Below are 14,246 nucleotides of genomic sequence, written 5' to 3'. Positions count from 1 at the left end.
CGGCTACCGGTCCAGGAGCGGGTCCACGCAGAGGCCGATGACCGGTACGCACAGCCCGGGGCGGTCCGGCCGCTGCGGCTCGGGGGCCGCCGTGCCGGGCGCGGGTGCGGGCGTGGGCGGCTCCGGGTCGGCCGTCGACCGGGGCGGTTCCGGACGTTCCGCGGGCTCCCGCGCCTCTGGCGCTCCGGGTGTCTCCGGCGTCTCCGGGGCGGTGTCCGCTGCGGCCCCGGTCGGTCCGGTGCGCCTCGGGGCCGTCGTCGGAAGCGAGGACGCGTAGGGGGCGCCCCGGGTGAGGGCCGGGGCGGCTGAGCCGGTGGCGGCGGGGCTCGTGCCGGGGGCCGGGGGCGCGGACGGTGCGCCGCCCATGGGCGCGGGCGCCGTCGGGTGCGCCTCGGGGACGGAGGGGGTCGCCGTGGGCGGCGCGTCCGTCGACTCCGCGGTGGGCTCCAGGCGCGGTTCGGCCTCAGCCGTGCCGATGCCGGGCACGGGCGAGTCGGGCGTCAGCCGTACGAGGCTCAGCGCGCCGGCGGCGAGAGCGAGACCGCCGGCGACGAGCAGGACCTTGCGGGGCCGGGGGCGGCGGTGCCGGCCGCGGGCCCGCGGGGGCCAGATGCGGACGTGCTCCACCGGCTCCGCCGTCCTCTCCCCGGTTCCGGTGCCGGTCGCCGTCCGTCGTTCGTACGGTCTTCCGTACGTTCCGGTGTGCGTCTTCACCGGTGTCGTCGCCATCGCGTTGCCTCCCCCGTCTGTGCGCCCCCGATGCGCTGTGGCGCACGCACGTTATGCGCTCCCATGGGCGGTGTGGGGAGAGTCGGGCGGGATGTCACCCGAACGGGTAACCGGCCGTCGACGGGAGCGGGTGACGGGCGGCGCCGGGCGCGGCCGGCCCTTTCCCCGGCGGGGCGCGGCTGCGATGATCGGGCGAGCTGGAGTTGTTAACCCGCGTTAACCGGAGGGTGTCATGAGCGAGGAACGGTTCGGGGAGTTCGTGCTGGTGCGGCGGCACGAGGACGGGCATGTCGCGGAGCTGGCCCTCGACCGGCCGAAGGCCATGAACGCCGTGTCGAGCGAGATGGCCCGCTCCATCGGCGCGGCCTGCGCGGCGCTGGGCGGGGACCGGGACGTACGGGTGGTCGTGGTGACCTCGACGCACGAGCGGGCCTTCTGCGTCGGGGCCGACCTGAAGGAGCGGAACTCGCTGACCGACGCGGAGCTGGTACGGCAGCGGCCGGTGGCGCGGGGCGCGTACACCGGGGTGCTCGAGCTGCCCGTGCCGACGGTGGCGGCGGTGCACGGGTTCGCGCTGGGGGGCGGGTTCGAGCTGGCGCTGGCGTGCGACGTGATCGTGGCCGACCGTACGGCCGTGGTGGGGCTGCCGGAGGTGTCGGTCGGGGTGATCCCGGGAGGCGGGGGGACGCAGTTGCTGCCCCGGCGGGTGGGGGCGGCCCGCGCGGCCGAGCTGATCTTCACCGCGCGGCGGGTGGAGGCGGCCGAGGCGAGTGAGCTCGGGCTGGTGGACGTCCTGGTGGAGGCGGGGCGGGACCGCGAGGAGGCGCTGGCGCTGGCGGCCCGGATCGGGGCGAACTCGCCGGTGGGGCTGCGGGCGGCCAAGCGGGCACTGCGGCTGGGGCAGGGGCTGGACCTGCGGGCGGGGCTGGAGGTGGAGGACGCGGCGTGGCGCGCGGTGGCGTTCTCCGGTGACCGCGCGGAGGGGGTGGCGGCGTTCAACGAGAAGCGCACGCCGCGCTGGCCGGGGGAGTAGGCCTGTCCGGCGCCGACAAGCCACAGGGAAGCGAAGGTGGCTTGTCGGTGCCGAGCCCCGCGTCGGCGGCATGATCCGCCGGGCAGGCCCCGGCCACCGGGGCTGGGTGCGGCGTTTGGTAGGGAATGTCCCTAGCCTGGGGTGATGGGTGATGACGGACGGCTCGCGGCTGTGGTGGCGCTCGCTCAGGGGATGGCCGCCGCACGGTCGCCCAGGCAGTCGTGGCGGGCGGCGGCGCTCGGCGCGTGCCGGGCGCTGTCCGGCGGGTTCGCCGCCCTGTCGGTGTGGGAGCGGGACCTCGGACGGCTGCGCGTCCTCGTGAACGTGGGGGAGCTGGCCCCGGACGAGGAGGAGTTCCCGGAGGGCGAGGCCTACCCGGTGCACCAGTTCCCGGAGATCACCGAGTTCCTGCACGAGCGCTGGGTGTCCGGCGGCGAGCCCAACGCCTGGGTGGAGACGGCCGAGGGCGCCGCCGCCGGCCGGCCCGGGTACTGCCACCAGCGGGTCGCCGCCCTGCGCCGCCGGGGCCGGGGCTCCTGCGTCGTCGCGCCGATCGTGCTGCACGGCCTCGCCTGGGGCGAGCTGTACGTGGCCCGGCCGGCCGGAGCCCCCGCCTTCGAGCGCGCGGACGCCGACTTCGCCACCGTCCTGGCCGCCGTGGTCGCCGCCGGGATCGCGCAGACCGAGCGGCTGGAGGAGGCCCGCCGGCTCGCCTTCACCGACGCCCTCACCGGCCTGGCCAACCGCCGCGCGGTCGACGTACGGCTGGAGGAGGCCGTCGAGCGGCACCGGGCCGGCGGGGACGTCGTCAGCCTCGCGGTCTGCGACCTCAACGGGCTCAAGCGGGTCAACGACACCCTCGGGCACGCCGCCGGCGACCGCCTGCTGGAGCGGTTCGGCTCGGTGCTGTCGCTGTGCGGGGCGATGCTGCCCGGGGCGATCGCCGCGCGGCTCGGCGGGGACGAGTTCTGCCTGCTGGCGGTCGGTCCGTCCGCCGACGACGTGGTGAAGGTCGCGGGCGAGCTGTGCCGGCGGGCCGCCGAACTGGAGCTGGGGGAGGGCGTGGCCTGCGGCGTCGCCTCCACCGGCGACCCGATCGGCCCCGTGCGCTCCGCCCGCCGCCTGTTCCGGCTCGCGGACGCCGCCCAGTACCGGGCGAAGGCCGTCCGGGCCTCCCGTCCGGTCGTCGCGGGCCGGGAGGGGCCCGACGATCCCGTCGTACGCCTCGCCGACGAGCCGCCGCGCGGCCCGGCCGCCGAACGCCGCAGCTTCCGCGGGCGGCCGTGAGGCGGCCGTGAGGCGGCGGTGACGCGCCCGGTCGCCGCGGCCGGGCGCTGCGACCGGCGGCGAGGAGCGCGGCGACCGCCTGGTGACATCCTCGTCTTCACTGCGTACGCTCCTGAATATGGATATGCATACTGTGGTGGTGGGGACGTCCGGCGTCACCGCGTCCGACGTGCTCGCCGTGGCGCGGGGCGGCGCGCGGGTCGAGCTGTCCGAGGAGGCGGTCGCCGCCCTCGCCGCGGCGCGCGGGATCGTGGACGCCCTGGCGGCCAAGCCCGAGCCCGTCTACGGCGTCTCCACCGGATTCGGCGCCCTCGCCACCCGGCACATCAGCCAGGAGCTGCGCGCACAGCTCCAGCGCAACATCGTCCGCTCGCACGCCGCCGGCATGGGGCCGCGCGTGGAGCGCGAGGTGGTGCGGGCCCTGATGTTCCTGCGGCTCAAGACCGTCTGCTCCGGGCACACCGGCGTACGGCCCGAGGTCGCGCAGGCCATGGCCGACCTGCTGAACGCCGGCATCACCCCCGTCGTCCACGAGTACGGCTCCCTCGGCTGCTCCGGCGACCTCGCCCCGCTCTCGCACTGCGCCCTGACGCTCATGGGCGAGGGGGACGCCGAGGACGCGGACGGCGTCGTCCGCCCCGCCGGCGAACTCCTCGCCGCGCACGGCATCGCCCCCGTCGAGCTGCGCGAGAAGGAGGGGCTCGCCCTCCTCAACGGCACCGACGGCATGCTCGGCATGCTGATCATGGCTCTGGACGACCTGGACACCCTCTACAAGTCCGCCGACGTCACCGCCGCGCTCAGCCTGGAGGCCCTGCTCGGCACCGACAAGGTCCTCGCGCCCGAGCTGCACGCCATCCGCCCGCACCCGGGCCAGGGCGCCAGCGCCGCCAACATGCTGGCCGTGCTGAAGGGTTCGGAGCTCACCGGGCACCACCAGGACGACGCGCCCCGCGTCCAGGACGCCTACTCGGTGCGCTGCGCGCCCCAGGTCGCCGGCGCCGGACGCGACACCATGGCGCACGCCCGCCTGGTCGCCGAGCGGGAACTCGCCTCGGCCGTCGACAACCCCGTCGTGCTCCCGGACGGGCGCGTGGAGTCCAACGGCAACTTCCACGGCGCGCCCGTGGCCTACGTCCTCGACTTCCTCGCCATCGCCGCCGCCGACCTCGCCTCCATCGCCGAGCGCCGCACCGACCGGCTGCTGGACAAGAACCGCAGCCACGGCTTGCCGCCGTTCCTCGCCGACGACGCCGGCGTCGACTCCGGGCTGATGATCGCCCAGTACACGCAGGCCGCGCTGGTCAGCGAGATGAAGCGGCTCGCCGTACCGGCGTCCGCCGACTCCATCCCGTCCTCCGCGATGCAGGAGGACCATGTCTCCATGGGCTGGTCGGCCGCCCGCAAGCTGCGCACGGCCGTCGACAACCTCGCGCGCGTCATCGCCGTCGAGCTCTACGCCGCCACCCGCGCCGTCGAACTGCGCGAGGGACTCACCCCCGCCCCGGCCACGCGGGCGGTCGTCGAGGCGGTGCGCGCGGCGGGTGTCCAGGGCCCGGGCCCGGACCGGTTCCTCGCCCCCGACCTCGCGGCGGCGGACGCCTTCGTACGCGGCGGACGGCTCGTCGCGGCGGTGGAGACGGTCACGGGGCCGCTGCGGTAGCCGGCGCGGAAACGGCTCGGGGCCCTGCCGGGTGCGTCCGCCGGCAGGGCCCCGATGCGTGAGGGGAACTACTTGAGCTTGGCGATCTGCGCCTGGATCACCGGGGCCGGGACCTTGGACTCCCCGCCCTTCGACATCGCGCTGAAGTTGATCGCGTAGAACGTGGCGACGACGCCGCCCTTGCGCGCCACCTCCACGTTGAACTTGGCCGTGCCCTCGCCGTCCATGTCGGCCACGGCGGTGAACGCCGTGGACTCGTCGGCGGCGGCGGACGCCTTCCCGGCGGTGACCTTGGTGATCTTCTGCTTCTCGCCGTCGGCGGTGATGCCGAACCCGCCGGAGCAGGCGGCGATGCCGTCGGTGACCGCCTTGAACGCCTTCTGCGCGCCGTCGCCGTCGTAGGAGGAGAGACCCACGAAGGTCGTGGCGATGTTGAACGCGTCCTCGAGGCTGCTGACAGCGTCCTTCGAGGCGGAGGGGCTCGCCGCCTTGTCCTCGGCCACCGTGTTGCTCGCACCGGCGTCCGTCTCACCCGGCGGCAGCGCGGCCATGGCATAGGCGAGCGGCGCGCACTCCGCCTTGTCGACCTTCACGACGCTCTTGGACTTCGGCAGGGTGGCGTCCCCCGAGTCCACCTTGTAGCCCTTGATCTCACCCTGCGTCAGCAGGAGCTTCTCCAGCTCGGCCTTGCCCAGGGCCTTCGCGGCCGGCGCCGACGACGCGGGAGTGCTCGCGGCGGTCCCCGCGGCGCCCTTCGCGTCGTCCTTCTTCGAACCGTCGTCAGAACAGCCCGTGATGAGGGCGAGCGACAGCGCGCCCGCGACGGTCACGGCGCACAGCCGCGCCCCCGATGATCTCTTCATGGGCGGACTATGAACGTTGGGTCATGTAAGCGTCAAGTTGAACCAAAAGCGACTCAGAAGCCGAGCCGCTCCCGCCGCACCGAGTACGCCACGAAAGCCGCCCCCAGGGCGAGCAGGGCGGTCCCACCGATCACGTAGGGCGTGGTGTCGAAGCTGCCGGTGTCGGCGAGGCGGGCGCCGTCGGCGGTCGTGGCGACGTCCGAGGTCGCGTCGGATGCGGCGGCGTTGCCGGCGGCCGTGTCGGACGCGTTGGAGGCGTGGGACGCGGCCGACGTGCGGGACGTCGCCGAGACGGCCCGTGCCTGCGTGGTGACGTGTGTCGTCACTGCCGTTCTCGCCTGGTCGTCCGGCGTCGCGTTGGCGTTCGGGACGAACCACAGGGCGCCCAACAGGGTCCCCGCGGCGGTGGCGGTCAGCAACGGACGGCGAGCGGATGACACGGAATATCGATCCCCTTGTGGCGCTGGCGAATTGGCCGTGTGGGCCGATGCTAGTGAAAGGCGCGGGTCGCGGGAAAGTTGCGGGAGGGCGGAGCCGTACGCTCCGGTGCATGAACACTGAAGAGACGTCACGATATGTCCGGCTTCGTGTGGAACTCGTGCTGGAAATCGGCGATGCGGACGCGGTGACCGAGGCCGCACTGCGACGGGTCGCCGAGGATCCCGAGATGCCGCAGAGCGAGCGCGCGCACGCCGAGAGCACCGTGCGGGAGGACACCGCCGAGGCCCTCGCCTACCTCGTCGACCCCTTCGACCTGGTCGGCGACGTCCCCGGAGTGGAACTCCAACAGGCCTCCTGGTCCAGCGAACCCGTCGCCCACGACCCGGACGCGCCCGACTGGGACCTCGACGACGAGTTCGACGACGGCGCCGACGGCAAGGACGACGGCGGCGATGGCGGCGGCATTTCGCGCATCGGCTGAGCGTCTTGGGAAACTCGTGGCCCCGGGCGGCAACCGCCGCCCGGGGTTTCCTCGTCTCAAGGGACGCGCTGACCGACACCCGCACCACGAATGCCGGCGGACCTTCCGCCGCGAGGCGGCCCGCACCACCGAGTGGACGTGGTGTGGCCCACACATTCCGCGGAAGTGGAACGGGAAGAACCGGTCGTAGCGTTGAAGCCCTTGACGAGGACTCTCGACGGGGACTCACGGGGTTTAACGGGAATCGGCAACGATGGAGAAGCGTGTGATGACGAACAGTAGGCGGCGCAGGGGTCTGGCGACCGCGTCCGCACTGCTCGGCGGTGTTCTGGTGCTCTCTGCGTGTTCGAGCGGCGACAGCAGCGCCTCGGACGACAAGGGCAGTTCCTCGCAGGCGAAAGCCGACGAGGCGGCGGCCGAGAAGGCATCCGAGGCCCAGATCAAGATCACGCCTGCGGACGGCTCCAACAACGCCTCCATCAACAAGTCGGCGACCGTCACGGTGAGCAAGGGCACGCTCACCACGGTGACGATGACCGCCGCCGACGGCACCGCCGTGAAGGGCGAACTGTCCGCCGACAAGACCAGCTGGAAGCCGAGCGGGCAGCTGGAGCGTTCGACCACCTACAAGCTCGCGGCGACCGCGAAGGACTCCGACGGCCGCGAGGCCCACGAGAACGCGTCCTTCACCACGGTCTCCCCGGCCAACAGCTTCATAGCCAACTTCACGCCGGAGGACGGCTCCACCGTCGGCGTGGGCATGCCGGTGTCGATCAACTTCAACAAGGAGATCACCGACAAGGCCGCCGTCCAGAAGGGCATCACGGTCAACTCCACCGGCGGCCAGGAGATCGCCTGCCACTGGTTCAGCACCACCCGCATGGACTGCCGGCCGGACGAGTACTGGAAGGAGAACTCCACCGTCACGCTGAAGCTCGCGCTCGACGGCGTCCAGGGCGCCAAGGGCGTCTACGGCGTCCAGCAGAAGACGGTCACCTTCAAGATCGGCCGCAACCAGGTCACCTACGTCGACGCGAAGACCAAGCAGATGAAGGTCACGCGCAACGGCAAGACCGTGCGCACCATCCCGATCTCCGCCGGCTCGCCCGAGAACAAGACGTACGAGGGCCAGATGGTGATCTCCGAGAAGTTCAAGGAGACCCGGATGAACGGCGCGTCGGTCGGCTTCACCGACGACGACGGCAAGGGCGAGTACGACATCAAGGACGTGCCGCACGCCATGCGCCTGACCACCTCGGGCACCTTCGTGCACGGCAACTACTGGGGCGCGAAGTCCATCTTCGGCTCGGTGAACACGAGCCACGGCTGCGTCGGCCTCTCCGACGCCAAGGGCGCCAACGACAGCAGCACGCCCGGCGCTTGGTTCTACAACAACTCCATGGTCGGCGACGTCGTGGTCGTCCAGAACACCGGCGACAAGACGGTCTCCCCGGACAACGGCCTCAACGGCTGGAACATGGACTGGGCCCAGTGGAAGGCGGGTTCGGCCGCCTGAGCCGCCCGCGCCGATCCACGCCTCCCCGATGCCGTCCCCTTCCCGGGGGCGGCATCGGCGTCTGCGCGGCCGCCTCCCCCCGGCGCTCCGCCCGCCGCGTTCGTTGAGCGCTGAGCGAACGCCCCGCCGGAAGACGAGCCTCCAGCGGCCGTTCGTGCTTGCGTGGGCCCATGACGGCAGCAGAGACAGCCAGCAAGGTCATCGAGTACATCCGGTACCGCATTCCCGAGGAACACTCCGCCGACTTCCTCGCCGCCTACCACCGCGCCGCCCCCCTCCTCGCGGCCTCCCCCCACTGCCTCGACTACGAACTCACGCGCTGCGAGGAGGACTTCGCCCACTTCGTGCTGCGCATCACCTGGACGTCCACGGCGGACCACCTCGAAGGCTTCCGCACCTCGGACCTGTTCCCCGCCTTCCTCGCCGAGATCCGCCCGTACGTCGGGCACATCGAGGAGATGCGGCACTACAAGCCCACCTCGGTGCGCGGCCGGGGCTCCGCCGAACCCACCCTGTACGCGTGGGCGGGCGGCACGGAGGCCTTCACCCGCCTGACGGAGGCCTTCTACGCCAAGGTGCTCGACGACGACCTCCTCGCCCCCGTCTTCGCGGGCCTGGCCCCCGAGCACGCCGAGCACGTCGCCCTCTGGCTGGCGGAGGTCTTCGGCGGCCCGCAGACCTACTCCGCGACGCAGGGCGGCCACAGTCACATGGTCGCCAAGCACTTCGGCCGGGACATCACCGAGCCCCAGCGGCGCCGCTGGGTGAACCTGATCCAGGACGCGGCGGACGAGGCGGGTCTCCCCACGGACGCGGAGTTCCGCTCGGCGTTCCTGGCGTACGTCGAGTGGGGCACGCGCCTGGCCGTGTACTTCTCGGGGCCGGACGCCAAACCGCCGGCCGAGCAGCCGGTGCCGAAGTGGGGCTGGGGCGCGGCCCCGCCGTACCAGGGCTGACGCGCCTGAGCCCGAGGCCCCGCCGGCGCGGGGCGCCTCGCTCCGGACGGCCCCTCAGGCCCCGGTCCCGGCCCGCGGCGCAGCCGCGTCGGCGCCCCAGCTGGCCAGCAGCCGAAGCGCGTCCGCCGAGGGCGAGCCCGGCTCCGCGTGATACGTCACCAGCGACTGCTCCCCGTCCCCCATCAGCCTGAACCCCTCGAAGTTCAGGGACAGTTCGCCCACCAGCGGATGCCGGAACCGCTTCACGCCGAAGTTCTTGTCCTTGACGTCGTGGGTCGCCCACAGCCGCCGGAAGTCCTCGCTCTTCACCGACAACTCGCCCACCAGCGCGGACAGTCGAGGATCGTCCGGGTGGCACCCGGCGTCCATGCGCAAGGCGCACACGATGTCGATCGCCTTCTGCTCCCAGTCGACGAACAGCTCCCGGTAGGCGGGCCGCAGGAACACCAGCCGGGCCCAGTTCCGCTCCACGGCCGGGAGTTCGCCCCAGTCGCCGAAGACGGCCGCCGCCATCCGGTTCCACGCGAGGATCTGCGTGTGCCGCCCCACCACGTACGCGGGCACCCCGTCCATCCGGTCCAGCAACTGCCACAGCGACGCCCGCACCTGCTGGCTGCGCGCCGCCGGCTTCTTCTTGTGCTGCTTGGGCTTGGCGAGATGCGTGAGGTGGGCGTGCTCGGCGTCGGACAGCCGCAGCGCGCGGGCGATGGAGCCCAGCACCTCCGCGGACACGTTCCGCCCGTTGCCCTGCTCCAGCCGCGTGTAGTACGCCACCGACATCCCGGCCAGCTGCGCCAGCTCCTCGCGCCGCAGCCCCGGCACCCGGCGGCGCCCGAAGTCGGGCAGCCCGACGTCCTCGGGCTTCAGCCGGGCGCGCCGGGTGCGCAGGAACTCGCTGAGCTCGGCCCGCCGGTCCAGCCGCCCGCCGGGCTCCTGTGCGGCGGCTTCGCTCTGTTCGTCCATACGCCCAGTATTCACGGTCGTACGCCCCCGATCCTGACCCCGCCAGTGGTACGCACAGCGAACATAGGCACAGCTGAGGCCTGGGTGAGCCGCGCCCCCTCGGGCAGGCTGGACGCCGTGCCCGGCCGAACGACAGGCCGGACGCCGTATCCCGAACCACTGCTAGGAGATCCCCGGCATGACCACCGTCGCCGCCTACGCGGCCCCCTCCGCCAAGGCTCCGCTGGAGCGCACGACGATCGAGCGCCGCGCGGTCGGCGAGTTCGACGTCCTGATCGACATCAAGTTCGCCGGCATCTGCCACTCCGACATCCACCAGGCGCGGGAAGGCTGGGGCGAGGCCATCTTCCCGATGGTCCCCGGCCACGAGATAGCCGGCGTGGTCTCCGAGGTCGGCCCCGGCGTGACGAAGTTCGCCGTCGGCGACCGGGTCGGCGTGGGCTGCATGGTCGACTCCTGCCGCGAGTGCGAGAACTGCAAGGCCGGCCTGGAGCAGTACTGCACCGGCGGCGGCATGGTCGGCACGTACAACGCCGTCGGCAAGGACGGCGAGCCCACCTACGGCGGCTACTCGCAGAAGATCGTCGTCGACGAGAACTACGTCGTCCGCGTCCCCGACGGCCTCGCGCTCGACGTGGCCGCCCCGCTGCTCTGCGCCGGCATCACCACGTACTCGCCGCTCAAGCACTGGAACGCCGGCCCCGGCAAGAAGGTCGCCGTGCTCGGCATGGGCGGCCTCGGCCACATGGGCGTCAAGATCGCGCACGCGCTCGGCGCCGAGGTGACGGTGCTCTCCCAGTCGCTGCGCAAGAAGGACGACGGCCTGCGGCTCGGCGCCGACCACTACTACGCCACCAGCGACCCGGAGACCTTCAAGAAGCTGGCCGGCACCTTCGACGTCATCCTCTCCACCGTCTCCGCCCCGCTGAACCTGGACGCCTACCTGTCCCTGCTGCGGACCGACGGCGCCTTCGTGAACGTCGGCGCCCCCGAGGAGCCCGTCGCGCTGAATCTGTTCTCGGTGATCGGCGGTCGCAAGACCCTCGCCGGCTCGGGCATCGGCGGCATCCAGGAGACCCAGGAGATGCTCGACTTCTGCGCCGCGCACGGCTTCGGCGCGGAGATCGAGCTGATCAGCGCCTCCGAGATCAACGACGCCTACGAGCGCGTCCTCGCCAGCGACGTCCGCTACCGCTTCGTCATCGACACGGCCACCATCTGATCCGGCCCCGCCCGCGGACCGCATCGAGCCCCGGCCCCGCGCCGGGGCTCGGCGCGTGCGCCCGGACCACGGAATCGCCGGGAGGCCGCGTGTGTTGTCCACGGTGAGCCCGGAGAACCGGGCCGAACGACGTGGGAGGAGCCGTGATGGCTGTGCAGACGCAGAGGGCCGTGCTTGCGGGCGGATGCTTCTGGGGCATGGAGGAACTGATCCGCCGGCTCCCGGGGGTGACGGCCACGCGGGTCGGCTACACCGGAGGCGACGTGCCGAACGCGACGTACCGCAACCACGGCACGCACGCGGAGGCCATCGAGATCCTCTTCGACCCCGAGAAGACCGACTACCGCGCGCTCCTGGAGTTCTTCTTCCAGATCCACGACCCGAGCACGAAGAACCGCCAGGGCAACGACATCGGCCTCAGCTACCGCTCGGCGATCTACTACGTCGACGACGAGCAGAAGCGGATCGCCGAGGACACCATCGCGGACGTCGACGCCTCCGGACTGTGGCCCGGCAAGGTCGTCACCGAGGTGGAGCCGGTCGGCCCGTTCTGGGAGGCCGAACCCGAGCACCAGGACTACCTCCAGCGCTACCCCGACGGGTACACCTGCCACTTCCCGCGCCCGGGATGGCGGCTCCCCGCCCGCACGGAGGGCTGACCCCCGGGGCCGGACCGCCGGGTCCGGCCGCGAGGCGCGACCGTGAGGCCGCCCGGCCGGCGCCCGCTCAGTGCGGCAGCGACGCCGGGCTGCCGCCGTTCGCCTCGTAGCCCGCCACCGCCAGGGCCCGGTACACGGCGAACTCCGCCGCCGGGTCCGCGGACAGCGTCCACGGCAGCGCGCCCACATGGCCGTCGACGTGTATCAGCTGGTTCATGGCCTCCGACCAGCGCTCGGAACGCACCAGGAAGAACACCAGCAGATGGCGCACATGCGCCGCCATCGGGTCGTCGGGGCGGGCCGACTGCACGGCGAACAGCGCGCCGTGGACCGCCTTGCGCACCACCTCGCTCTGGTAGAAGCCGCTCACCAGGTTCACCTCGGGCAGGTGCTCGAACACCGCGAACAAGGGCATCGCGGCGAGCAGCGAACCTCCGGGCGCCCGGGCCGCGGCCGCCTCCGCGAAGGACGTCGCCTCCTCGCGCGAACCGTGCCACTTCTCGCACCAGTAGTGCAGGGCGGCGAGATGCGCCCCCATGTGCGCGGGCGCGCGGTCCAGGATCTTCAGCCAGAGCCGCTCGAACTCCGGCTGCGAGTAGTCCAGCCCCCGCGCCACCGACAGCTCGACGATGTACGGGATCGGGTCTCCGGGGGCCAGCAACGCCGCCTGGCCGCAGGCGTCCTGAGCCTCCTCCATGATGATCCGGAAGTCGTCCGTGCCCGGCGTCGACGTCCGCCACGCCTGCTGCACCAGGAACTCGGCGTGCACCGCCGCGCCGCCCGCGTCCTTGGGCTCCTCGGTCCGCCACACCCGCAGCCACTGCCCGCCCGGGGTCTCCGAGACGCCGCCCGGCCGCTGCTGCAGCTCCAGCGCCGCGGCGCCCGCGAAGGCCTGCACGCGCTGCCAGCGCAGCTCGCCCTCCGTCTCGGTCCCCGCCAGCAACTGCTGCGCCGCCCGGTAGTCCTGCGTGCGCTGCACCACGGCCAGGACGTCCAGCAGGTCCTGGTCGGGGCCGGGCATGCGGATGTCGAGCTCCTCCTCGCGGACGAAGCCGTAGTTCGCCGGGTCCGCGGCGTCCGGGTGGCCCGCCGGGACCAGCTCTATCCCGCCCCGCCGGCGCCGAAGGAACGGGAGCAGGACGAAGCCGAGCACGACCAGCGCCATCAGGACCCAGAGAATCTCCATGTCTCAAGGGTTCCAGAAGCCTCCGACAATTGGCCAACCCGGTCGGGGCGAGCACCCGCCGCCTCGGCGCATTACTCTCGGGACCCATGAGCGACAGGCACATCAGTCAGCACTTCGAGACCCTCGCGATCCACGCGGGCAACACCGCCGATCCCCTGACCGGCGCGGTCGTCCCGCCGATCTACCAGGTCTCGACCTACAAGCAGGACGGCGTCGGCGGTCTGCGCGGCGGCTACGAGTACAGCCGCAGCGCCAACCCGACCAGGACCGCCCTGGAAGAGAACCTCGCCGCCCTGGAGGGCGGCGTCCGGGGTCTCGCGTTCGCTTCCGGACTGGCGGCCGAGGACTGCCTGTTGCGTACGCTGCTGCGGCCCGGCGACCACGTGGTCATCCCCAACGACGCCTACGGCGGCACGTTCCGGCTGTTCGCGAAGGTCGTCTCCGGGTGGGGCGTGGAGTGGTCGGTGGCCGACACCAGCGACCCGGCCGCCGTGCGCGCCGCGATCACCCCGAAGACGAAGGCCGTGTGGGTGGAGACACCCTCCAACCCGCTGCTCGGCATCACCGACATCGCCGCCCTCGCGCAGGTCGCGCGGGACGCGGGCGCGCGGCTCGTCGTCGACAACACCTTCGCCACCCCCTACCTCCAGCAGCCGCTGGCGCTCGGCGCGGACGTCGTCGTCCACTCGCTGACCAAGTACATGGGCGGGCACTCCGACGTCGTGGGCGGCGCGCTGATCGTGAGCGACCGGGAGCTCGGCGAGCAACTGGCGTTCCACCAGAACGCGATGGGCGCGGTCGCCGGGCCCTTCGACTCCTGGCTGGTGCTGCGCGGCACGAAGACGCTGTCGGTGCGCATGGACCGGCACAGCGAGAACGCCACCAAGATCGCCGACATGCTGACCCGGCACGCGCGCGTGACGCGCGTCCTCTACCCGGGGCTGCCGGACCACCCCGGCCACGAGGTCGCCGCCAAGCAGATGCGGGCCTTCGGCGGCATGGTGTCGTTCCGGGTCGAGGGCGGCGAGGAGGCGGCCGTCGAGGTCTGCAACCGCGCCAAGGTGTTCACGCTCGGCGAGTCCCTCGGCGGCGTGGAGTCCCTGATCGAGCACCCCGGGCGCATGACGCACGCGTCCGCGGCCGGCTCGGCCCTGGAGGTCCCGGCCGACCTCGTGCGCCTGTCCGTGGGCATCGAGAACGTCGACGACCTCCTGGACGACCTCCAGCAGGCCCTCGGCTAAGGGCTG

Annotated in this window: 14 protein-coding genes; 9 read left to right on the top strand and 5 right to left on the bottom strand. The window is 72.6% G+C overall.

All coding sequences use genetic code 11. The features are described from left to right. Positions 1-3 precede the first annotated feature (3 nt). Positions 4-729: a hypothetical protein gene (locus ACFYXA_RS19285; protein ID WP_389034227.1), complete on the bottom strand. Its 726-nt coding sequence runs from the start codon at positions 727-729 to the stop codon at positions 4-6. Positions 730-961: 232 nt separating this feature from the next. On the opposite strand from ACFYXA_RS19285, the gene ACFYXA_RS19280 reads away from it, so the two are divergent. From ACFYXA_RS19280 to hutH, 3 genes are all read left to right on the top strand, one after another. Continuing rightward, entirely contained in the window at positions 962-1,762 is an 801-nt protein-coding gene (locus ACFYXA_RS19280; protein ID WP_130441426.1) for an enoyl-CoA hydratase/isomerase family protein, read from the top strand. 144 nt (positions 1,763-1,906) lie between these two features. Next, on the top strand, positions 1,907-3,049 hold the full coding sequence (locus ACFYXA_RS19275) for a GGDEF domain-containing protein (protein WP_130441428.1): 1,143 nt from the start codon (positions 1,907-1,909) through the stop codon (positions 3,047-3,049). A 124-nt stretch (positions 3,050-3,173) separates the two neighbouring features. Then, positions 3,174-4,712: a histidine ammonia-lyase gene (gene hutH / locus ACFYXA_RS19270; protein ID WP_351097892.1), complete on the top strand. Its 1,539-nt coding sequence runs from the start codon at positions 3,174-3,176 to the stop codon at positions 4,710-4,712. Between the two features lie 68 nt (positions 4,713-4,780). Here the strand turns inward: hutH and ACFYXA_RS19265 are convergent, their stop codons facing one another. Beyond that, positions 4,781-5,575 carry a hypothetical protein gene (locus tag ACFYXA_RS19265; protein WP_389034223.1) on the bottom strand — a complete coding sequence of 265 codons (795 nt, stop codon included), beginning with the start codon at positions 5,573-5,575 and terminating at the stop codon, positions 4,781-4,783. Positions 5,576-5,628: 53 nt separating this feature from the next. Beyond that, positions 5,629-6,015 carry an LPXTG cell wall anchor domain-containing protein gene (locus ACFYXA_RS19260; protein ID WP_352246826.1) on the bottom strand — a complete coding sequence of 129 codons (387 nt, stop codon included), beginning with the start codon at positions 6,013-6,015 and terminating at the stop codon, positions 5,629-5,631. A 110-nt stretch (positions 6,016-6,125) separates the two neighbouring features. On the opposite strand from ACFYXA_RS19260, the gene ACFYXA_RS19255 reads away from it, so the two are divergent. From ACFYXA_RS19255 to ACFYXA_RS19245, 3 genes are all read left to right on the top strand, one after another. Beyond that, a complete protein-coding gene (locus ACFYXA_RS19255; RefSeq protein WP_352246825.1) occupies positions 6,126-6,497 on the top strand; it encodes a hypothetical protein in 372 nt (123 codons plus the stop codon). Between the two features lie 253 nt (positions 6,498-6,750). Continuing rightward, positions 6,751-8,013 (top strand): Ig-like domain-containing protein, encoded by a 1,263-nt coding sequence (locus tag ACFYXA_RS19250; protein WP_207228802.1) that lies wholly within the window; start codon positions 6,751-6,753, stop codon positions 8,011-8,013. Positions 8,014-8,183: 170 nt separating this feature from the next. Beyond that, positions 8,184-8,969 (top strand): antibiotic biosynthesis monooxygenase, encoded by a 786-nt coding sequence (locus ACFYXA_RS19245; protein ID WP_352246824.1) that lies wholly within the window; start codon positions 8,184-8,186, stop codon positions 8,967-8,969. A 54-nt stretch (positions 8,970-9,023) separates the two neighbouring features. Here the strand turns inward: ACFYXA_RS19245 and ACFYXA_RS19240 are convergent, their stop codons facing one another. Further along, the gene (locus ACFYXA_RS19240; RefSeq protein ID WP_389034216.1) at positions 9,024-9,932 is read right to left on the bottom strand and encodes a helix-turn-helix domain-containing protein; all 909 of its coding nucleotides are present in this window, start codon (positions 9,930-9,932) and stop codon (positions 9,024-9,026) included. Positions 9,933-10,110: 178 nt separating this feature from the next. Here ACFYXA_RS19240 and ACFYXA_RS19235 point away from each other — a divergent pair, with 178 nt between their 5' ends. Both ACFYXA_RS19235 and msrA read left to right on the top strand, forming a co-directional pair. Then, complete coding sequence (locus ACFYXA_RS19235; RefSeq protein WP_389034213.1) at positions 10,111-11,154, top strand: NAD(P)-dependent alcohol dehydrogenase; 1,044 nt, start codon at positions 10,111-10,113, stop codon at positions 11,152-11,154. A gap of 146 nt (positions 11,155-11,300) precedes the next feature. Beyond that, the gene (msrA, locus tag ACFYXA_RS19230) at positions 11,301-11,813 is read left to right on the top strand and encodes a peptide-methionine (S)-S-oxide reductase MsrA (protein WP_130441441.1); all 513 of its coding nucleotides are present in this window, start codon (positions 11,301-11,303) and stop codon (positions 11,811-11,813) included. A 67-nt stretch (positions 11,814-11,880) separates the two neighbouring features. On the opposite strand, the gene ACFYXA_RS19225 is transcribed toward msrA, so the two are convergent. Next, entirely contained in the window at positions 11,881-12,999 is a 1,119-nt protein-coding gene (locus ACFYXA_RS19225; protein WP_352246821.1) for a hypothetical protein, read from the bottom strand. Between the two features lie 86 nt (positions 13,000-13,085). Between ACFYXA_RS19225 and ACFYXA_RS19220 the strand changes: the two genes are divergently transcribed. Next, positions 13,086-14,240, top strand: coding sequence for a cystathionine gamma-synthase (locus ACFYXA_RS19220; RefSeq protein ID WP_352246819.1), 1,155 nt, complete (start codon positions 13,086-13,088; stop codon positions 14,238-14,240). Positions 14,241-14,246 lie beyond the last annotated feature (6 nt).

This window comes from Streptomyces sp. NPDC002566 (assembly GCF_042889585.1).
In the GTDB taxonomy this organism is placed as follows: domain Bacteria; phylum Actinomycetota; class Actinomycetes; order Streptomycetales; family Streptomycetaceae; genus Streptomyces.
The sequence above is the reverse complement of the archived record's forward strand: the minus strand, read 5'-3'. Positions and strand labels throughout refer to the sequence as shown.